Genomic DNA, 19,564 nt, shown 5'->3' on the forward strand with positions numbered 1-19,564 from the left:
TGGGTAACGGGCAGGCGTGAGCGACGAGGGTGGAAGCTTCAAGACGGTGGTCGTGGCGGTGGCCGCGAACCTGGCCATCGCGGTGGCGAAGATCGTGGCGGCGCTGCTGACCGGGTCGGCCTCGATGTGGGCCGAGGCGTTGCACTCGGTCGCCGACACCGGCAACGAGGTGCTGCTGTTCGTAGGGCTGCGCAAATCGGCGGGCGGTCCCGACCCGCGACGGCCGTTCGGCTACGGGCAGGAGCGCTACTTCTGGGCTTTCCTGGCGGCGCTCGGCATCTTCCTCGTCGGCGGCACGCTGTCGATCGGCGAGGGTGTGCGCAGCCTGCTGCTGCCCGAGCCGGTCGAGTCGCTGTGGGTCGGCGTCGGCGTCCTGGTGGTGGCGGCCGGCTTCGAGAGCTGGTCCTGGCACACCGCCCACCAGCAGCTGCGCCGCGACGCCCGGGAGAAGAAGCGCTCGATGGTCGAGCACCTCACCCGCGCCTCCGACCCCAGCGCCACCACCGTCTTCCTGGAGGACACCGCGGCGCTGATCGGCTTGGCCGTGGCCCTGGTGGCGCTGGTGCTGCACGCCACGACCGGCTGGGCGGTCTGGGACGCGATCGGCAGCATCCTGATCGGCCTGCTGCTCATCGTGGTCGCCTTCCTGCTGGCCCGCCGGTCCAAGGGGCTGCTGCTCGAGGAGGCCGCGCCCGACGACGTGGTGGAGCCGATCCGGCGTACGGTCACCGGGACCGACTGGGTGGGCGACGCCACCGTGAGCGCGGTCTACGTCGGGCCGTCCCGGCTGCTGGTGAACGTCGAGGTGGCCCCGCACGACGGCGGCGAGCTGGTCGCCCGGGTCGGCCGGCTGCGCGACGACCTGCTCGCCGACCCGGCGATCGCCCACGTGACGGTCACCCCGGTCGGGTCACCATCGGGAACGGCCGTCCCGGACGACCACGGCCGCGGCGCCGGCGCGGGCCGGCAGCAGCCGGCGTGACTTTCGATGCTCGGCGTCTACCCGGCGCTCGCCCGCAGGTGAAACGCGGCCCACGTGCGGAACGGCCGCCACTGCGGCTCGAGCTGTTCGAGGGTGGTGCCTGGGCCGTAGAGCTCGGCCACCACCGCGCGGAGCCGCGCCTCGTGGTGCGGCACCGCGTCCGGATGGTTGGCCCCGCGCACCACGACCAGCTCGGCGGCGAACGGCCCGAGCCCCTTGACCTGACGGACCTGCTCGACCGCCGCCTCCGCGCCGAGCTCGCGCAGCCGGGCGCCGTCGAGGACACCGTCGAGGGCGGCCTCGGCCACCGCGCGCAGGTATTCGGCCTTGCGGCCGGGCAGGTCGAGGTCGAGGACGCGCAGCCGGGCCGGGTCGGGGAGGGCGCCGCGGTCACCGTGCGCCTCGATCAGGCCGGTACGCAGGTGGGCGGCCTGGGTGATCCGGATGCGCTGGGAGAGGACCGCCCACACCGCCGCCTCGTACGGGGAGTGGAACCCGCACGGGCGAAGGCCTGGGAACCGCCGCTGGACCGCCCCCACGACCGGGTCGCGCTCGCCGACGGCCGGCCACCCGGTGGCGTCGACGTCCAGTGCCAGGAACCGGGCGGTCTGCCCGGCCGCCGCCTCCAGATCGCCGTCGCCGGTGAGCGTCAGCCGGGCGGTGGCGCCGTCCTGCCGGACCGTCACCTCGGCCCGCGTCCAGTCGGCGTCGACGAGGAAGGTCGTCCGCAGGTCGTCACCCTGGTCGGTCAGGGCGGCCGGGGTGAAGCCCTCCCAGAAGGCCCGGCAGGTGGCCAGCGACCACGGGCCGGCCACCTCGCGTACGGCGGTGATCTGCATGTCGTCAGAATGCCCTACCGGCGGCCGCCGGCCATCTCCATGAGGTGGCCGAGCACCTCCGGGCCGGCCGTGCGCAGCCCGTCGTGCTGGTGCTCGTTGGTCACCCAGGCGCGCACGTTGCCCACCGCCGCCGCCGTCTCCAGCGACAGGCCGGCGTCCACGTACATGTCGTCGGCGTAGACCGCGGCCAGCACCGGCACCTCGTTGGCGGCCAGCCGCCCGCGGTCGTAGAGCACCGGCCAGTCCTCGCGCGCGGCCAGGATGTGCGCCGCGCCGGCGAACGGCCGCAACGCCGCGACCTGCTCGAACATCCAGGGGTACATCATCTCGCCGGTGAACAGCAGCGGATCCCGGTCGGCCGCGAACGCCGGGTGCGCGGCCAGCGCGCGGTCCGCGGCCCAGCCGGTCGGCCCGTTCGCCTGGCCGTAGCAGTATTCCTGGAGGGCGAACAACGGCTGGTCGACGAAGCCCGTCCGCATCATCACCTGGTAGCGGAACGTGTCGGACAGCGCCGGCCCGTGCCAGGCCTCGTCGAGCAGCCAATGGACCTCGGCGTACCCGTAGCTCATGCCGAAAGCGTTGCCCAGCGCGCGCAACCGGGGCACGGTGAGCCGATCCCCGTCGGGCAGCCGCACGTCCTCGCCGGCCAGGTGGTCGGCGATCCGTCGCACCGCGGCCCGATCGCCCGGGAAGGCCGCGTAGAACTCGGCGTTCTTGCCGGCCACGCGCGGGTAGGTCCGGGCGTAGACCTCGTCCGCCGTCGCCGTCAGACCCGGCAACCCGCCGGTCACGTAGCAGGTACGCAAACCCTGCGGCGCGGCCGACAGATAGACCATCGTGATGAACCCGCCGTAGCTCTGCCCGAGCGTGTCCCACTTCGCGCCACCGGCGATCCGCTCCCGTAGGATCTCGGCGTCGGCGACGATGCTGTCGGCCCGGAACAACGACAGATACCAAGCCAGTTCCGCATCCGTACGCCCACCCGCCGTCGCCGCCACGATCGGCGTGCTCCGGCCGGTGCCGCGCTGGTCGAGCAGCAGCACCCGATGCGTCTTGACCGCGTGGCCGATCCAGCTCTCGGCCCGCACCGGCCGCGGCGACTTGCCGCCCGGCCCGCCCTGCAAGTAGAGCAGCCACGGCAGATCCTCGCCGGCCCGGTCGGCCGCGACCACCTCGCGCGCGAAGACCTCGATCGTCCCGTCATCGGGCCGCACGTGGTCGAGCGGCACGGTGACGGTGTGGTCGGTGAAGCGCAGTCCCGGGTGAGCGATCATGAACCCACCCTAGGGGGACGAAGCGTCAGACGTCCCGGCGGCGGATCGTGACGAGGGCCGCCGCCATGATCGCGACCGGCCAGACGACGTAGACCACCACCGCGGCCGGCAGCCCGGGGTAGAGGTGCCCGACGTGACCCGGTGGCCCGTACGAGTGCGTCAGTCGTTGCCAGGCGGGCAGCACCATCGCGTGGTTGACGGCGACGGTCAGCGGCCGGCGGGTGGACAGCAGCTGCGGCACCAGCGCGAGCAGGATGATGCCGGTGACCGCCGCGGCGGCACCGTGCCGGATCAGCACGCCGAGGCCGAGCCCGATGACCGCGCAGACCGGCGCGACCAGGATCGCTCCGGCGAAGGCGCCGGCACTGGCAAATCCCGCGCTCGCGAGGAACGACGCGACGGTGAAGACCGAGCCCGCCACGGTCCAGACCGCGGCCAGCACGACGGCCTTGGCCACGAGCAGCTCGCCGCGGGCCGGGACGGCGACCGTGGTGGCGCGGATCAGCCCGGTCGCGTACTCGGCGCTGATCATGCCGGCGCCGGACGCGACCGCCACGATCATCAGGATCAGATAGCCGGCGAGCGGGAACGCTGTGTGCTCGTCGTGGCCCTGCGCGGACAGCAACGCCGAGGTCACCACGGCGAGGCCGGTCAGGGCCGGCGTCCACCAGGTCGAGCGCAGCGACCGCAGCTTGAGCCACTCGGCGGCGAGCAGATCGGTCATGACGCGCTCCCGGCGCGGTACTCGACGCTGCCCGCGGTCAGCGCCAGGAAACTGGCCTCGAGCGAGCCGGCGCGGGCGGCGAAGACGTCGACCGGCTCGGCCGCGAGCAGCCGGCCGCGCCCGATCACGACCAGCTCATCGGCGGTGCTGGCCAGCTCGGCGATGAGATGGCTGGAGAGGAAGACCGTACGTCCCTCGCCGGCCAGCCGCCGGAAGAGCCGCCGCGCCCACGCCACCCCTTCCGGGTCGAGCCCGTTGACCGGTTCGTCGAAGATCAGCACCGGCGGGTCTCCGAGCAGCGCCGCCGCGATGCCGAGCCGCTGCCGCATACCCAGCGAGAAGCCGCCCACCCGCCGCTTCCCGGCCGCCTCCAGACCCACTTCGATCAAAACCTCCCGCGCCCGTACGGACGGAAGCCCGTTGCTGCGGGCCAGCGCGCGCAGATGCGCCTCGGCCGTCCGCCCCGGGTGCGCCTGTCCCGCGTCGAGCAGGGCCCCCGCGTGCCGCAGCCCGCGCCGGTGCCGGCCGAACGGGACGCCGCCGATCGTGGCGCGTCCCGCGGTCGGCGCGTCGAGCCCGAGCAGGACTCGCAACGTGGTCGTCTTGCCGGCGCCGTTGGGACCGAGGAAGCCGGTGACGTGCCCCGGCCGTACGGTGAAGGACAGGTCTTGGACGGCGGTCGTGCCGCCGTAGCGTTTGGTGAGCTCGCAAACCTCGATCATGGCGTCCACCGTGGCCCCCGGCCGGTCGCGCCGTCATCGACCCAGGGTTGTCATACCGTGGTCGGATGCCCTTCCGGGCCGCGCTGCCTAGCATCACCCCATGACCCGCCCGCGCTCCCCGATGCGCCGGGTGCCGCTCGGCGCCTGGGTGACCGTGCTCTGGTGCGTGGCGGCCGCCGCCGTGCTGCGCGGCCGCTTCGGCCTGCCGCGCATGCCGAGCGGCCTGCCCGCCATGCCCGCGTGGGCGTGGCCGGCGATCGTCACCGCGGTGGTGGCCGCCGTGGTCGCCGGCCGCCTGCTGGCGCGCCGTCCCGTGCTGTCTCTCGTCCTGCTCGCCGTCGCGTCGGTGACGGTGTCGGTCGCGGCCGGCCGGAACGCCGACGAGGCCGAGGTCTCCTGGTTCCTGATCTCCATCCAGGTCGCCCTGGCCTACCTGGTGGCGATGCACCCACCGTGGACGTGGGCACCCGCGTTCGCGCTGATCCTGGTCATCCTGCCGGCCGCGGCCCGCCTCGGCTCGGCGACGGCGGACGGGCACGCCTGGTTCTGGCTGACCTTCGCCGTGATGCCGTCACTGGTGGCCGGCCTGATCGGCTATTCGCTGCGGCAGGCCCGTTCCTACGCCCGCCGCCTGAGCGAGCAGGCGGCGGCCCAGGCCGTCGTCGCCGAGCGCCTGCGCATCTCCCGCGAGCTGCACGATCAGGTCGCCCACAGCGTAGGCATCATCGCCCTCCAGGCGGGCGCCGCCGCACGCGTGCTGGACACACACCCCGAGGACGCCCGGGCAGCCATGCGAGCCGTCGAGGCCACCGGCCGCGAGACCCTTTCCGGCTTGCGCCACATGCTGCTCACCTTGCGCGAGCCCGGCCCCGCTCCCCGGCACCCCGCACCGGCCCCACCCCACCCGCCACCGCCCCAGCAGGAGCCCGCCCTCTCGCCCCACCCGCCGTCCGCCCAACGCGAGCCCGTCGTCTCGCCCGGCCCGTCGTCCGCCCAGCGCGAGCCCCTCGTTTCGCCCGGCCCGTCGTCCGCCCAACGCGAGCCCCTCGTCTCGCCCGGCCCGCCGTCCGCCCAGCGGCAGCGCGTCGCCTTGTCGCGCCTTTCGTCCGCCCTGCCGGGGTCGGTCACTTCGCCCTATCCGCCGCCCGTCCAGCGTGAGCCGGTCCCCTCGCCCCACCCGCCGTCCGTCGAGCTCGGGTCCGGCGCCGCGTTCCTGCACGCCGGCCCGGGCCTGGCCGACGTCGAACGCTTGGCCGCCGTCACCACCGCCGCCGGCGTCCGCGTAGACCTGCAGTGGCGCGGCCGCCCGCGCCCGATGCCACCCGAGGTCGACCTCTCGGCCTACCGCATCATCCAGGAATCCCTGACCAACGTGATGCGTCACGCCGGCGCGGCTACCTGCTCGGTAGCGGTCGACTACCTGCCCGACGCGCTGGCCATCGAAGTCACCGACGCCGGCCACTCCGTCGCCCCAGCCTCCGCGGAGCAAGTCGCCACCAGGGACGCCGCCGCCGGCCGTCCCTCCGCTTCCGATCACCCGTCCACGCCGGACTGTCCGGCCTCGCCGGACCGTCCCTCTTCGCCGGGCCTTCCCTCCTCGGCGGGCCGTCCCTCCTCGCCGGGCCTTCCCTCCTCGGCGGGCCGTCCCTCCTCGCCGGACCTTCCCTCCTCGGCGGGCCCTCCCTTGTCCTTGGGCCGTTGCGACGCCGCGGTCTCCGACGAGGGCGGCTTCGGGCTGGCCGGCCTTCGCGAGCGGGTGGCGTTGCTGTGCGGGACGTTCAGCGCGGGCGCACGGCCCGGCGGCGGCTTCCGGGTGACGGCCCGGCTTCCCGCCCGGGAGCCGGCATGACACTGCGGGTCCTGCTCGTCGACGACCACGCCCTTGTCCGCTCATCCCTGCGGATGGTTCTCGCGGCGGCGGCCGGCATCGAGGTGGCCGGCGAAGCGGGCGACGGCGGAGAGGCGGTGCGGCTCGCGCGCGAGGTGCGGCCCGACGTCGTGCTGATGGACGTCCGGATGCCGGGCATGGACGGCATCGCGGCCACCGCGGCCATCGCCGGCGAGGCGAAGGTGCTGGTGCTGACCACCTTCGACGACGACGAATACGTTTATGGCGCGCTGCGGGCGGGCGCGTCCGGGTTCCTCGTGAAGGACATGGACCTCGACGACATCGTGGCGGCCGTGCGGGTGGTCGCCGCAGGGGAGGCCCTGCTCGCGCCCACGGTCACCCGCCGGCTCATCGAGCAGGTGGTCCGCGACCCCGGCCGGCCGTCGCCGTGCCGCCGGGTGCCCGCGTCGGTGACCGACCGCGAGCTCGAGGTTCTGGAGCTGATCGCGGCCGGCGCCTCGAACGCGGAGATCGCCGACCGCCTGCGCATCACCAACCCGACGGTCAAGACGTACGTCGGGCGGTTGCTGACCAAGATGGACGCCCGCGACCGCGTGCACCTCGTCATCCTGGCCTACGAGGCCGGCCTCCGGGAGCCCGGCCAGGATGGCCTCCGGCCCCGGCCACGATTGCTGCCGCGCCGGTAGGCGAGCAGAGCGAAGTCGCTCTGCTCACCCATGCCCGCCGCGTCAGCTGTTGCGGATGCGGTTGTCGAGCGGCGGCGGCTGGCTGACCCACCACTCCTCGGGCACCTCGTCGTGCAGCTCGGCCGCGAGCTGGCGCAGGTGCGACTCGATCGGCTGGTGCCGGTGGGCGTCGGCGAGTCCGGCCAGGCGGACCTGCCATCGGGCGATCTTCTCCACATCGACGCTGACCTGGTAGTCCATCGCCTCAATCTACGGCGGAACCGGGACGAAAGCGCGCATTACCGCCGAGCAGGGCGCGGCAGATTAGCTATACCGCGCCGAGTACTGTGCCTGATACAGTAGTTGCCGTGATTGAGGAAACCCGCGACGACAGCGTGGACGTCCTCGCGGCCGATCTGCTGCGCGGCCACACCGACACGATCGTGCTGGCGGTGCTGCGCCACGAGGACCGCTACGGGTTCGAGATCTTCAAACGGATCCGGGACGCCACGGGAGGGCGACATGAGATCAAGGAGGCCACGCTCTACGCGACCTACCGCCGGCTGGTGAAGGACGGCCTCATCGAGGCCTACTGGGGCGACGAGAGCCAGGGCGGCCGCCGCAAGTACTACCGGATCACCGACGCGGGCCGGGCCGTCCACCAGCGCAACGTCGCGGCCTGGGCGCTCACCCGCGATCTCATCGACACCCTTCTCGATCTCGACACGGCCCCCGGAGGGCGATCATCGTGACCCACGACAGCGACACGGCGGACGTCCATCGCCTGCTCGACGAGGCGTTCACCGGCATCGAGATGACCCCCGAACGGCAAGATCTCAAAGAGGAGGTACGCGCGAACCTCGTCGCCCGCACCGCCGAGCTCGCCGCCGGCGGGCTGTCCGGTCCGGCCGCGGCCCGCCGGGCGATCGAGGAGCTCGGCGACATCAGCGCGATCCTCGACGGCACCGAGACGACCGGGCCGGCGGCGCTGGCCGTGCACCGGGTCCGGCCCCGGCCGGCCTTCGTGCTGCGCACGGTGCTGCTGTCGGCGGTCGTCGTCACCGGCCTCGCCGTGCTGGCCCTGGCCGCCCTCGCCGGTGGCGTCGCGCTCGCCGGAGAGGTGGTCGCCGCCCTTCTCGTGGCGGTGGCGGGCGGCGTGATCACGGCCGACGCGCTGCGCCAGGAGACCACCGGCAACCACCCGATGCCGGCCGGGCGGGCCGCCTGGTACGGCGTCGGCGCGTTCCTGGTGCTGGCCGGGCTCGGCTGCGGCTGGCTCTGCCTGCACACTGGCGACCTGGCCTGGCTCGTTCCCGGCGCGGCGCTGCTGCTGGCCGGCGCCGGCATCCTGAGCTACCTGGGCGCGACCCAGACCAACCGCCGCAAGCAGTGGGCGATGCGGATGGCCGCAGCCCACGCCGAGGTCGGCAACCGCTTCACCGAGGACCCCAGCGCCGCCGCCCGCTTCGGCATCTACGTCCTGGTCGACTGGGTGATCGCGATCGCCGTCTTCGTCCTGCTGACCCTGACTGTCGGCTGGCTGTGGTCCTGGCTCGCGATCGTCGGCGGCATCGTGATCATGATGGTCATGGTCGCCCGCATGCTCTTCGTCCCGGCGACGGCAGGTCCGGCGACGGCAGGTCCGGTGACGGCAGGTCCGGCGACGGCAGGTCCGGTGACGGCAGGTCCGGCGACGGCAGGTCCGGCGACGGAGAAGCCCGAGAAATAGGCGTGGCCGCGGTGTTGGCGCACCGCGGCCACCGATGACACACCCGGAGCCGTCGTTCGACTCTGCCGTGCGTGCCCGCAGACAACACGGTAGCGCCCAGGCGCGGCTCCTTCACGGAACCCCGAGCGGAACGCGGTAAGGAGAGTCACCATGCCCATTCCCACACCCGCCATCGAGGCGGAGGAGCTGACGAAGGCGTACGGGAAAGGAAGTAAAGCCGTTCCCGCACTGACCGGATTGAGTTTCTCGGTCGAGCCCGGCATCGTCTTCGGCCTGCTCGGCCCGAACGGCGCCGGCAAGTCGACGACGGTCCGGATCCTCACCACGCTGTCCCGACCCGATCGCGGCCGCGCCCGGGTCAGCGGCCTCGACGTGGCTGAGCATCCCGGGCGCGTCCGGCGACTGATCGGGTACGTCTCGCAGAAGCCCGGCTTCGACCCGATGGCGACCGGCCTCGAGAACCTGGTCCTCCAGGGCCGCATCCACGGCACCCCGGCCCGCGACGCCCGATCCCGCGCCGCCGAGCTGCTGGAACGCTTCGATCTGACCGCCCCCGCCCGGCGGCTGGCCGGCACCTGGTCCGGCGGCATGCAGCGCAAGCTCGACGTGGCGATGGGCCTGATGCACCGGCCGCGCGTGCTGTTCCTGGACGAGCCGACCACCGGCCTCGACCCCGAGGCCCGGCTCGAGCTGTGGGCGGAGATCGCCCGGCTGGCCCGGCAGGACGGCCTGACCGTGCTGCTCACCACCCACTACCTGGAGGAAGCCGACCACCTGGCTGCCCGGCTGGCGATCGTCGACGCCGGCCGGGTGGTCGCCGCCGGCACCCCCGACGAGCTCAAGAGCGCGCTCGGCGGCGACACCATCCAGGCCGGCCTGGCCCGGCCGTCCGACACCGAGAAGGCCCGCGCCGTGCTCGGCTCGATCGCCGGGGTGGGCACGATCGTGGCCGAGGGCGGCGCCCTGCACGCCCGCGTCACCAACGGCGCCGCGGTGCTGCCCGGCGTGCTGGCCGCGCTCGGCGCCGCCGGCATCGACCTGGCCGCGGTCGGCGTCGCCCGCCCGTCGCTCGACGATGTCTACCTGCACCACGCGGGCCGCAGCTTCGGCGAGGCCGACCGCCTCGGCGCCGGCTCCCCGGCCACGGAAGCCGACCTGGAGGTGGCAGCGCGATGACGCTCGCCCTGACCCACGCGCGGATGCTGACCGGCCGCTCCCTGCGCACCCTGTCCCGTCAGCCCGCATACCTGCTGTTCACGCTGGTGCAGCCGATGGTCTGGCTGCTGCTGTTCGGCCAGCTGTTCCGCAGCATCGCCCAGCTGCCCGGCTTCGGCGGCGGCAACTACCTCGACTACCTGACTCCCGGCGTCGTGGTGATGACCGCGATGATGTCGGCCGGCTGGAGCGGCACCTCGATCGTGCAGGACATGGAACGGGGCGTCATGGACCGTACGCTCACCTCGCCGATCCGCCGCTGGGCGCTGGTGTCCGCCGGCCTGACCCACCAGGGGCTGGTCACCGTCGTCCAATCGCTGATCATGTTCGCCACCGGCCTGCTGGCCGGCGCGCGCTATCCGGGCGGCGGTCCCGGCCTGCTGATCGTGCTCGCCTGCGCCGTGCTGATCGCGCTGATCTTCGCCGGCCTGTCCAACGCGATCGCCCTCGTCGTCCACCAGCAGGAGGCGCTCATCGCCGTCTCCCAGTTCCTGGTGCTGCCCCTGGCCTTCCTGTCGTCGATCATGATCGCTCCCGAGCTGATGCCGGCCTGGGTGGCGACGGCGGCCCGGTACAACCCGGTCGACTGGGCGGCGGTGGCGAGCCGCGAGGCCCTGACCGCGAACCCCGACTGGAGCCTGATCGCCGGCCGGGTCGCGCTGCTGGCCGCGCTGGCGGTCGTGATGGCGTGGCTGGCCGCCCGCGCTTACCGCGTACATCAGCGGTCGCTGTAGCCCACAGGGCCGCCGCAGGCGGCCCTGTGCACAGCCCGCCGAAGATGTCGTACCCGGGCCGTAATCTCACCCCACCCAGTGAACGGGGTGGGGTCCGGTAACGGCCCGGTCCTGCCCGGCCGCGCACACTGCCCATCGATTAATGGCTCCGCGCTCGACGAGACGCGCCCTAGTCTGGTGCCATGAAGGGTCGCGAGCTCGGAATGCTGTGCCTCCCGTGCATGGTCGGCGGCGAGATCCGTCGCGCGTGGACGGTCAGCGAGGGACGGGCCAGCTGCATCCGGCACGCGGTCGAGGACACCGACCTCGACGACATGGACCAGCACGACCTGTTCGTGGTGCTGTACGAGGCCCTCCGCCGGCGGGGCTACCCGGACGCGTACTGATCGGGCGACGGCGGCCGGGCCCGCGGCAATCGCCGTTCGCCCGCTTCGACGGCTTCGAAACGGGTATCCGGCGGGCATGCGCATCGGATATTTCCTCTCCTGCGAGGAGTACACCCCAGCTCAGCTCATCGAGCAGGCGAAACTGGCGCAGGACGCCGGCTTCCAGGGCCTGTGGATCTCCGACCACTACCACCCGTGGAACGACGCCCAGGGGCAGAGCCCGCTCGTCTGGTCGATCATCGGCGCGCTCAGCCAGGCCGTCACGATCCCGATCACCACCGCCGTGACCTGCCCGATCATGCGGGTCCACCCGGCGATCGTCGCTCAGGCCGCCGCGACCAGCGCCGTGCTGCACGACGGGCGGTTCGTGCTCGGCGTCGGGACCGGCGAGGCGCTCAACGAGCACATCCTCGGCGACCGCTGGCCGTTCGCCGACGAGCGCCTCGAGATGCTGGAGGAGGCCGTCGACGTCATGCGGCAGCTCTGGCAGGGCGAGTACGTCACCCACCACGGGAAGCACTACACCGTCGACCAGGCGAAGGTGTACACCCGGCCGGCCGAGCCGCCGAAGGTGTACGTCTCCGCGTTCGGTCCCAAGGCGCTCGAGGTCGCGGCCCGCATCGGCGACGGCTTCATCTCGACGATGCCCGACGGTGACGCGCTCAAGAGCTATCGGGACCAGGGCGGCAAGGGCCCGGCCCAGGGCGGCTTCAAGGGCTGCTGGGCGCCGACCGAGGACGAGGGCGCCGAGATCGCCCACCGGCTGTGGGCCAACTCCGGCGTGCCCGGCGAGCTGTCCCAGGTGCTGCCCTCGCCCAAGCACTTCGAGCAGGCCTCGGAGCTGGTCACCCCGGACATGATCCGCGAGTCGATGCCGTGCGGGAACGACCCGGCCGGGCACGCCGAGCAGCTCAAGAAGTACGAGCAGGCGGGCTTCGACGAGGTGTACGTGGCCAACATCGGCCCGAACTACCGCGAGCTCATCGATCTGTATCGTCGCGAGTTCCTGTGACGGATGACCCGGGGGTTTGCCGGTCTCGATGCCGGGGCATCCGGCAACCCCCGGGACAAACGTGGAGGAAAGCGTGGCGCGGTTGCGACGGAGCGAGTTGTCCAGGCCCGGGCTGTCCCGTCGCCGCTCCGGAAAAGGATTCACCTACCTCGACACCGACGGCCGCCGCCTCGACGACGCCGCGGCGATCGAGCGGATCAAGGCCCTGGTCATCCCGCCGGCCTGGCAGAACGTGTGGATCTCGCCGGACCCGCGGGGGCACATCCAGGCCACCGGCGTCGACGCGGCCGGCCGCAAGCAGTACCTCTACCACCCCGAGTGGCGCGTCGCCCGCGACGCGAAGAAGTTCGACCGCGTGCTCGCGCTCTCGGTCCGGCTGCCGAAGATCCGCGACCGGCTCCAGAACGACCTGACCACCGGGCGCGGGCTGACCCGGGAGCGGGTGCTCGCCGCCATCGTCGGGCTGCTCGACATGGGCATGTTCCGGATCGGCAGCGACGAGTACGCGGCCCGCGACGAGGACCCCTCGTTCGGGCTGTCCACCCTGCGGCCCGACCATCTGAGCACCAAGGGCGGGTGCGTGCTGCTCAACTTCCCCGGCAAGTCGGGCGTCGAGCACTCGGGCACGGTCGGTGACGCGGAGGTCTGCTCGGTGCTCAAGGACCTCAAGCGCCGGCGGCGTGGCCAGGACCGGCTGTTCGCCTACTACGACGCGGGCTCCCGCAGATGGCGGGAGATCGACGCCGACACGGTCAACGACTACCTCAAGGAGATCAGCGGCGAGCGGATGACGGCCAAGGACTTCCGGACCTGGCACGGCACCGTCAAGGCGGCCAAGGAGCTGGCCGAGCTGGGTCCGCAGCCGACCGAGGCCAAGCGCAAGAAGGCGGTCTCGCACGCCATGAAGGAGGTCGCGGGGCTGCTCGGCAACACCCCGGCCGTCGCCCGGTCCGCCTATGTTGATCCTCGGGTGATCGAAAGGTATGAAGAGGGCCGGACGGTCACGAACGATACCGAGCGGGCGGTCCGCGACCTGATCCGCGAGGACACCTGAGTAGGTTGTGCACATGGGCGTGGACAGTATGCGCAACGACGAACGGTTACGGCGCCTGAAGGCCGTCACCGACGCCACGCTGTCCCGCCTCGACGCCTCGGATCTCCTCGACGAGCTGCTCGACCGGGTCCGCGACCTGCTCGACGCCGACACCGCCGCGATCCTGCTGATCGACCCGCACTCCCGCCAGCTGGTGGCCACCGCCGCGAAGGGCCTGGAGGAGGAGGTACGCCGCGGCGTCCGCATCGCGGTCGGGCGGGGGTTCGCGGGCCGGATCGCCGAGACCCGCCGTCCCCTGATGATCAGCGATGTCAGCCCCGAGAACGTGGTCAACCCGATCCTCATCGATCTCGGCATCCGCTCTCTGCTCGGCGTGCCGATCATCGTGGCCGACGAGGTCATCGGCGTGCTGCACGTCGGCACCCGGCACCGGCGGGAGTTCACCGCCGAGGAGGTCCGGCTCCTGCAGCTGGCCGCCGACCGGGCCGGCGCCGCCGGGCGGATCCGCAGCCGGAAGCTCGAGCAGGCGGCCGCGCTCGCCCTCCAGCGCAGCCTGCTGCCCAGCACGCTGCCCGAGGTGCCCGGCGTGGAGATGGCCGCCCGCTACGTGCCCGGCCACGAGTTCGGCATCGGCGGCGACTGGTACGACGTGTTCCCCCTGCCGTCCGGCTGGCTCGGCGTGGTCATCGGCGACGTCTCGGGTCACGGCCTGGCATCCGCGGTGGTCATGGGCCGCATCCGGAGCGCGCTGCGCGCGTACACGCTGATCGCCGACGACCCCGCCGAAGCCCTCACCCTCCTGGACCGCAAGGTCCGGCATTTCGAGGCGGGCAGCCTCACCACCGCCCTGTACGCGATGATCAGCCCCGACCGCTCGGAGGCGCTCGTCTCCTCGGCCGGCCATCCGCCGCCGATCCTGGCCGTCCCCGGCGAGCCGGCCACCGTGACCGTGCTGCCCTCGGACCCGCCGCTCGGCGTGGACGCCCAGCCCCGCCGCCGCACCACCGCCGTGCCCCTCCCGCCCGGCGCCACCCTGGTGCTCTACACCGACGGCCTGGTCGAGCGGCGCGGCGAGGTGATCGACGTCGGCCTGGACCGGCTCACCCGGATCGTGGAGCCGGCCCCGCCCGAGCTGCTGTGCGGCCGGATCATCGCGAGGGTCGGGCTCAACGCGCCCACCGACGACGTCGCGCTCCTGGTCGTACGGCGTTTCAGTGATCACTGCACGGGGCATCCACCGGCGGCATGACCCCCGAGAAACGCCGCATCAAAAACGAGGACGAGAAGCACCGCTGGGACCGCAACTTCGCCGACCTGCTGCAGGAACTGCGGGTGGCGCAGACCGGCATCCAGATCCTGTTCGCGTTCTTGCTGACGCTCCCCTTCAGCAACGGCTTCCCGAGGACCACCCCGTTCCAGAAGGACGTCTACGTCGTCGCCCTGCTGGCCGCCGCCGCCTCGACCGCAATGATCATCTCGCCGGTGGCCTTCCACCGGGCGCTGTTCCGTCAGGGCCGCAAGCCGGAGCTCGTCCGCTTCGCCCACCGGATGGCCACCGGCGGCCTGGCGTTCCTGCTGATCGCCATGGTGACCAGCGTCTTCCTGATCGTCGACTACCTGCTCAGCCGCCCGATGGCGCTGGTGCTCGGCGGGGCGACCGCGCTCTTCTTCCTGGTCTTCTGGGCCGGCATCCCGTGGTACCGCCACAACTGGATCGACGAGGAGGACGAGGAGGAGGACGACGAGGCCACCGAGACCGAGGGCGGCGGCCCCGGCCCGAGGCACGACCCGATCTGACCCGCGCAGCTGAGTGTCGCCCGGACAGCTGACTGTCGCCCCACCCGGTCACTGGGTGGGGCGACATCAGCGCTCGGCTACGACAAGTCGGCGCCGTCGTCCACAACGCCCCCCGGGGGAACCTCAGGGCTGGCGAATCTCGACCTGCCCCTCCCGCACCCGGCACGGCACCACCGGCTGGTTGCTGGCGGCCGGCCCGTGCACCACGCCCCCGTCGGAAAGACGGAACGTGCTGCCGTGCCAGGGGCAGACCACGCACGCATCCCGCCCGGTGCCGACGACCTCGCCGTCGCCCAGCGGTCCCGTCTCGTGGGCGCACCGCTCGATCAGGGCGCTGACCCGGTCGCCGTCGCGGTAGAGCAGCACCGGCACGTCGGCGACCTTGCGCACCGCCGTCTTGCGGTCCGGCAGCGACGCCAGCGAGCAGGCCACGGTCCAGTCCTCGGGCAGGCGGACGATCTCCGGCGCCGCCTGATTGGTGCCGGCGCTCTGGGCGTACGCGAGGTGGCCGCCGAGATAGGCGCCGACACCGGCCACCGACAGGCCGGCGTACGAGAGCGCCTTGCCCCGGGCCGACTGCCCGCGCAGCCGGGCGATCAGCGAGCTCGCGTAGAGCCCGACCGCGGTGAGGTTGGCGGCCGCGTGCACGAGCCCGACCCGCCGCCGGTCCTTGGTCATCTGGGACCAGTCGAGCCAGCCCGCCACCGCGGCCGGACCGGCGGTGGCCGTGCCCAGCGCGATCAGCGCGGTGGCCGACTTGCGGCGGCCGGGGATCAGGTCGAGGACGGCGGCGCTCATGAACGCGCCGACCGGCACCTGGACCATCACCGGGTGCAGCGGGTGACCCAGCCACGTGCCGTGCAGCAGGTCGCGCAGCGTACGAGGCTTGACCGCGGCCTGGACCGCGCTCTGGATCTTGTCGCTGACCGGGTCGAGCGCGCGGGCTTCCTCAAGCCGGGTGAGCAATTTCATGTCGGGAAAAGTCCTTTCGCTCGGCGATCTCGGCCAACCGGCGCAGCGCCTCGATGTTGCGGCCATGCAGCAGCAGGTCGTTGATCTTGTTCCTCAGCACGTGCAGCGGCCCGGCGTGGAAGTCCTCGTGGATGGTCACCTTCGTGGTCTCCGGCCCGGCCGGCTCGATCACGATGTCGACCGTCGCCTCGCCCAGCGGCCACAGCCCGGCCCGGAGCTTGAGCCGCCGCTCGGGGACCATCGCGAGCACGGTCGAGGAGTCCTTCAGCGAGAGCGGCCACGGCCCGGCCTTGTGGTGCAGCCGGGACCCGACCGCCGGCCAGGTGCGGTCGACGTTGCGGATGTGGGCGGTGCCGACCACCCAGTCGCTGTACGCCCAGCCGTCGGCCAGCACAGCGAAGACGCGTTCAGGGGTGGTTCGGATTGTGCGGGTGACGGTCGCCATGCGTTTCAGGTACCCCGGCACCGGCGCTGGTAACGCGCCGTCCCGCGGCGGGCCCGCGGCGGCGTCACTCCGGGACCGGCGGTCCGGGCGTGGCGACGATCAGCAGTGCCACGTCGTCCTCCCCGGTCGTGGTCTCGGCGTGCCGCAGCAGCCGGTCGGCGAGCGCGCCGGGGCCGGCCCAATGATCGGCGGCGACCAGGCGATGGACCTCGGCCAGGCTCTCGTCGAGGCTGACCGACCGGCTCTCGACCAGCCCGTCGGTGTGCAGCACCAGGATCGCGCCCGGCGGGAGGTAGAGCGTCTGGTTGCGGCGTGACGTGTGGCGCAGGGCGCCGATCAGGGGGTCGTGGGTGCCAAGCGCCGAGACGTGCCCGTCGCGCAGCACCAGGATGGGTGCCGGATGCCCGGCGTTCGCCCAGGTCAGCTGGTGCCCGCCGGCCGGGCCCGGGTCGAGGTAGGCCAGCAGCACGGTGGCCAGGTTCTTGGTGCCGGCCGCCCGGCCGGTGTGCTCGAGCCGGCGCAGCACGGCCGACGGCGGCTCCTGGCGGTCGATCACCAAGGTGCGCAGCATGCTGCGGTACTGGCTCATCGCCGCGGCGGCGGTCACGCTGTGCCCGGTGACGTCGCCGATGATCAGCGCGAGGCGGTCCGGGTCGAGGCTGATCGCGTCGTACCAGTCGCCGCCGACGTGGTCCTCGTGGTGGGCCGGCAGGTAGCGGGCCGCGATCCGTACGTTCTCGTGCCGCGGCAGCGGGCTGAGCAGCGCCTTCTGCAGGACCGCGGCGGCGGCGCGCCGGTCCGCGAGCACGTGGGCGCGGCTCAGCGCCTGGGCCACGAAGCCGCCCAGCGCCGCGAGGATGGACTGCTCCGCCTGGTCGAGCGGGTTCGGCTGGTTCCACACGAAGGTCAGCGTGCCGAGCCAGCCATGCGTGCCGCGCAACGGCACGCTGGCCGCCGACTGCCACCCCATCTCCTCGAACGTCGCCAGGGCCGCCGGGGCCCGGAGCCCGACCGCGGCCAGGTCGGGCAGCAGCACGGTCCGGTCCGGCCACGCCGCCAGCGCCGCCGGGTTGAGCGCGCCGGCCGGGCGGTACCCGTCGTGGTCGTCCAGCGCGACGCCGACGTACGCGGGGTCGATGCTGCCGGTCACCAGGTCCCGCACGGCGTCGACCACCTTGCCGACGGTGTCGGCGTCGGCCAGCGTCCGGCTGGCCGAGAGCAGCAGCTCGGTACGGCGTACGGCGTCCTCGGCCCGGTGGTTGGCGATGCGCGCGCGCAGGCTGTCCGAGCAGGAAGCGGCCAGCCCGGCGAGCACCGACAGCTCGGCCCCGGTCCAGTAGCGGGGCACCTCGTCGATGGCGCACAGCGATCCGAGGACGGTGCCGCCGTCGTCCGTCAACGGCATGCCGGCGTACCCGACGACGCCCGGATCGTCGATCGCCGGGCTGCCGCGCACCTGCTCGTCGGTGCGCGCGTCGATGACCACCAGCGGCTTCTCGGTGGCGACCACGTGCCGGCAGAGCGAATGCGACACCGGCATCTGCCGTCGTGACTGCCACGGCTCGTCGAGCCCGCTGGCGCCGGGGAAGATCAGGCGGTCGTCGGCGACCAGGGACACCACGGCCAGCGGGACGCGCAGCACGGAACGGACCATCGCGGCGAAGCGGTCCAGGCCCTCGTCCGGGGCGGGCCCGAGGCCGGTACGCCGCAACGACTCGCGCCGGAGCTCGGCCTGGACGCGGGCTCCGGCGACCGGCGGGGGCGCGGGCGCTGACACGGGGGCCGCATCCCACGTTTCCCGGCGTTCGAAACCGGTCGCCTTCACGTCTGACCGTTAGGACGAGGTCGGTCGCGTCGCCCGATGTGCCGTTACCCGTTCGAGTGGCGTATCCCGCGTTCCGGGGGGTAGCAGGAGGGCATGGAGTCAGTACGGTTGCCCTTCGCCCGCGCGGAGGAGAGCGCGCGGATGCGGGCCACCGTCGCTCACCTGCTCACCGGCCAGCCCGCCGACATGGTGCACGACGTGCTGCTGGTGGTCACGGAACTGGTCGACAACGTCGTTCAGCACACCGGGGACGGCGGCGAGCTGCGGGTGGCGTGCGGCGATGATGCGGTACGGGTGGAAGTCCGCGACCGCAGCCGCGAGTTCCCCTGCCTGCAGCGCCCCGACCCGCGCCGCCCCGGCGGCCGCGGCCTGATCCTGGTCGCCGCGATCGCCCACAGCTGGGGAAGCGAGCCCACCGGCGGCGGCAAGGTCGTCTGGGCCGAGATGACCCCGGCCGCGCCCCGCCCGTCCGCCGCGCTGACCGGGGGAGCCGGCCCGGCTTAGCCGGCCCCGCCGAGCCGGCCCCGCCTAGTCGAGCCGGCCCCGCCTAGCCGGCCGGCCTTCCGCGCGGGCCCGTCGGGCCGCGGAACCGGTCGCGGTCAGCCCTTGCGCGCCACGATCAACCGGAAACGCGGGTCGCCGCCCTGGTCCCGGCCCAGCCCCGGCAGCTCGGCCGTCGTCACCGCGAAGCCGGCCACCCCCAGCTCCGCGCGCACGGCCGCCAGCGGCATGGTCCGGTAGTACATGACGAACGGCGGGCGCCACACCGCGTTCCGGATGCGCATCACCAGGTCGAACCCGGCCGTCGCCCAGTACGAGAACGAGGTCAGGGGCGGCGGCGCCGGCACCGGGAACGCGAACACCCCGCCCGGCCGCAGCGCCCGGAACACGCCCGCGAAGACCGCCGGCCGCTCCGCCGGCAGGAAATGCCCGAGCGCCCCGAAGGTGACCGCCAGGTCGAACTCCGCGGCGAAGGTCAGCTCACGCACGTCGGCCCGCACGAGCGCCGCCTCCGGGTGGGCCGCCCGGGCCTGCTCGAGCATCCCCGCGCTGAAGTCGACCCCGGTGATCTCCCCGTCGCAGAGCGACCGCAGCACCCGCAGCCCGGCGCCGGTCCCGCAGCAGACGTCGAGCCCCGCATCGAACGGGCCCTGGCCGGCCAGGGCCTCCACCGTCGCGTCGAGGATGGCCTCGGGCGTGCGGAACGGCGTGTGATCGAACTTCGGCGCGAGCAGGTCGTAGCCGCGCTCGACCGACGAGAGCGCCTGCACGGCGAGCTCGCCCAGCGACGGGCCTCGAGGCGAGAACACGTGCCGAGAGTAGCCGAGTCCGGCAGTCGG

The 19,564-nt window shown here is 73.1% G+C and carries 22 protein-coding genes; 13 read left to right on the plus strand and 9 right to left on the minus strand.

What is annotated here, in order from left to right:
* Positions 1 to 16 precede the first annotated feature (16 nt).
* Positions 17 to 982, plus strand: coding sequence for a cation diffusion facilitator family transporter (locus ACQP2F_RS20435; RefSeq protein WP_433306307.1), 966 nt, complete (start codon positions 17 to 19; stop codon positions 980 to 982).
* A gap of 17 nt (positions 983 to 999) precedes the next feature.
* On the opposite strand, the gene ACQP2F_RS20440 is transcribed toward ACQP2F_RS20435, so the two are convergent.
* Genes ACQP2F_RS20440 through ACQP2F_RS20455 form a run of 4 tightly spaced genes read right to left on the minus strand, consistent with a single transcriptional unit; the run spans position 1,000 to position 4,541 of the window.
* On the minus strand, positions 1,000 to 1,821 hold the full coding sequence (locus tag ACQP2F_RS20440; RefSeq protein WP_433306309.1) for a DNA-3-methyladenine glycosylase family protein: 822 nt from the start codon (positions 1,819 to 1,821) through the stop codon (positions 1,000 to 1,002).
* Between the two features lie 14 nt (positions 1,822 to 1,835).
* Positions 1,836 to 3,095 (minus strand): alpha/beta fold hydrolase, encoded by a 1,260-nt coding sequence (locus ACQP2F_RS20445; protein WP_433306311.1) that lies wholly within the window; start codon positions 3,093 to 3,095, stop codon positions 1,836 to 1,838.
* Positions 3,096 to 3,120: 25 nt separating this feature from the next.
* Complete coding sequence (locus ACQP2F_RS20450) at positions 3,121 to 3,819, minus strand: hypothetical protein (protein ID WP_433306313.1); 699 nt, start codon at positions 3,817 to 3,819, stop codon at positions 3,121 to 3,123.
* Positions 3,816 to 4,541 (minus strand): ATP-binding cassette domain-containing protein, encoded by a 726-nt coding sequence (locus ACQP2F_RS20455; protein ID WP_433306315.1) that lies wholly within the window; start codon positions 4,539 to 4,541, stop codon positions 3,816 to 3,818. The genes ACQP2F_RS20450 and ACQP2F_RS20455 overlap by 4 nt, the downstream gene beginning before the upstream one ends.
* A gap of 100 nt (positions 4,542 to 4,641) precedes the next feature.
* Here ACQP2F_RS20455 and ACQP2F_RS20460 point away from each other — a divergent pair, with 100 nt between their 5' ends.
* A complete protein-coding gene (locus ACQP2F_RS20460) occupies positions 4,642 to 6,390 on the plus strand; it encodes a histidine kinase (RefSeq protein ID WP_433306318.1) in 1,749 nt (582 codons plus the stop codon).
* Positions 6,387 to 7,076, plus strand: a complete 690-nt coding sequence (locus tag ACQP2F_RS20465) for a response regulator (RefSeq protein ID WP_433306320.1) — start codon at positions 6,387 to 6,389, stop codon at positions 7,074 to 7,076. The genes ACQP2F_RS20460 and ACQP2F_RS20465 overlap by 4 nt, the downstream gene beginning before the upstream one ends.
* A 42-nt stretch (positions 7,077 to 7,118) precedes the next feature.
* On the opposite strand, the gene ACQP2F_RS20470 is transcribed toward ACQP2F_RS20465, so the two are convergent.
* Positions 7,119 to 7,316 carry a hypothetical protein gene (locus ACQP2F_RS20470; protein ID WP_433306322.1) on the minus strand — a complete coding sequence of 66 codons (198 nt, stop codon included), beginning with the start codon at positions 7,314 to 7,316 and terminating at the stop codon, positions 7,119 to 7,121.
* 107 nt (positions 7,317 to 7,423) lie between these two features.
* Between ACQP2F_RS20470 and ACQP2F_RS20475 the strand changes: the two genes are divergently transcribed.
* From ACQP2F_RS20475 to ACQP2F_RS20515, 9 genes are all read left to right on the plus strand, one after another.
* On the plus strand, positions 7,424 to 7,807 hold the full coding sequence (locus ACQP2F_RS20475; RefSeq protein WP_433306324.1) for a PadR family transcriptional regulator: 384 nt from the start codon (positions 7,424 to 7,426) through the stop codon (positions 7,805 to 7,807).
* Positions 7,804 to 8,784 (plus strand): permease prefix domain 1-containing protein, encoded by a 981-nt coding sequence (locus ACQP2F_RS20480; RefSeq protein WP_433306326.1) that lies wholly within the window; start codon positions 7,804 to 7,806, stop codon positions 8,782 to 8,784. The genes ACQP2F_RS20475 and ACQP2F_RS20480 overlap by 4 nt, the downstream gene beginning before the upstream one ends.
* A gap of 150 nt (positions 8,785 to 8,934) precedes the next feature.
* A complete protein-coding gene (locus ACQP2F_RS20485) occupies positions 8,935 to 9,960 on the plus strand; it encodes an ABC transporter ATP-binding protein (protein ID WP_433306327.1) in 1,026 nt (341 codons plus the stop codon).
* Positions 9,957 to 10,733, plus strand: a complete 777-nt coding sequence (locus ACQP2F_RS20490; RefSeq protein ID WP_433306329.1) for an ABC transporter permease — start codon at positions 9,957 to 9,959, stop codon at positions 10,731 to 10,733. The genes ACQP2F_RS20485 and ACQP2F_RS20490 overlap by 4 nt, the downstream gene beginning before the upstream one ends.
* Positions 10,734 to 10,915: 182 nt before the next feature.
* Positions 10,916 to 11,119 carry a hypothetical protein gene (locus tag ACQP2F_RS20495; protein ID WP_433306331.1) on the plus strand — a complete coding sequence of 68 codons (204 nt, stop codon included), beginning with the start codon at positions 10,916 to 10,918 and terminating at the stop codon, positions 11,117 to 11,119.
* A gap of 76 nt (positions 11,120 to 11,195) precedes the next feature.
* Positions 11,196 to 12,131: a TIGR03557 family F420-dependent LLM class oxidoreductase gene (locus ACQP2F_RS20500; RefSeq protein WP_433306333.1), complete on the plus strand. Its 936-nt coding sequence runs from the start codon at positions 11,196 to 11,198 to the stop codon at positions 12,129 to 12,131.
* Positions 12,132 to 12,159: 28 nt separating this feature from the next.
* On the plus strand, positions 12,160 to 13,185 hold the full coding sequence (locus tag ACQP2F_RS20505) for a DNA topoisomerase IB (RefSeq protein ID WP_433306335.1): 1,026 nt from the start codon (positions 12,160 to 12,162) through the stop codon (positions 13,183 to 13,185).
* A gap of 13 nt (positions 13,186 to 13,198) precedes the next feature.
* Positions 13,199 to 14,434 (plus strand): PP2C family protein-serine/threonine phosphatase, encoded by a 1,236-nt coding sequence (locus ACQP2F_RS20510; RefSeq protein WP_433306337.1) that lies wholly within the window; start codon positions 13,199 to 13,201, stop codon positions 14,432 to 14,434.
* On the plus strand, positions 14,431 to 14,982 hold the full coding sequence (locus tag ACQP2F_RS20515) for a DUF6328 family protein (RefSeq protein ID WP_433306339.1): 552 nt from the start codon (positions 14,431 to 14,433) through the stop codon (positions 14,980 to 14,982). Before ACQP2F_RS20510 ends, ACQP2F_RS20515 begins: the two co-directional genes overlap by 4 nt.
* A 123-nt stretch (positions 14,983 to 15,105) precedes the next feature.
* On the opposite strand, the gene ACQP2F_RS20520 is transcribed toward ACQP2F_RS20515, so the two are convergent.
* The 3 genes from ACQP2F_RS20520 to ACQP2F_RS20530 all read right to left on the minus strand — a co-directional run bounded on the left by ACQP2F_RS20520 (position 15,106) and on the right by ACQP2F_RS20530 (position 18,176).
* Entirely contained in the window at positions 15,106 to 15,954 is an 849-nt protein-coding gene (locus ACQP2F_RS20520) for a Rieske 2Fe-2S domain-containing protein (RefSeq protein WP_433306341.1), read from the minus strand.
* Positions 15,932 to 16,399: an SRPBCC family protein gene (locus ACQP2F_RS20525; RefSeq protein ID WP_433306343.1), complete on the minus strand. Its 468-nt coding sequence runs from the start codon at positions 16,397 to 16,399 to the stop codon at positions 15,932 to 15,934. The genes ACQP2F_RS20520 and ACQP2F_RS20525 overlap by 23 nt, the downstream gene beginning before the upstream one ends.
* Before the next feature lie 64 nt (positions 16,400 to 16,463).
* Positions 16,464 to 18,176 (minus strand): GAF domain-containing SpoIIE family protein phosphatase, encoded by a 1,713-nt coding sequence (locus ACQP2F_RS20530; RefSeq protein ID WP_433306345.1) that lies wholly within the window; start codon positions 18,174 to 18,176, stop codon positions 16,464 to 16,466.
* 141 nt (positions 18,177 to 18,317) lie between these two features.
* Here ACQP2F_RS20530 and ACQP2F_RS20535 point away from each other — a divergent pair, with 141 nt between their 5' ends.
* Positions 18,318 to 18,728, plus strand: a complete 411-nt coding sequence (locus ACQP2F_RS20535) for an ATP-binding protein (RefSeq protein WP_433306346.1) — start codon at positions 18,318 to 18,320, stop codon at positions 18,726 to 18,728.
* Between the two features lie 95 nt (positions 18,729 to 18,823).
* Here ACQP2F_RS20535 and ACQP2F_RS20540 read toward each other — a convergent pair whose 3' ends face one another.
* Positions 18,824 to 19,534 (minus strand): class I SAM-dependent methyltransferase, encoded by a 711-nt coding sequence (locus ACQP2F_RS20540; protein WP_433306348.1) that lies wholly within the window; start codon positions 19,532 to 19,534, stop codon positions 18,824 to 18,826.
* Between the last annotated feature and the right edge of the window lie 30 nt (positions 19,535 to 19,564).

This window comes from Actinoplanes sp. CA-030573 (genome assembly GCF_050951115.1).
Taxonomy (GTDB): Bacteria; Actinomycetota; Actinomycetes; order Mycobacteriales; family Micromonosporaceae; genus Actinoplanes.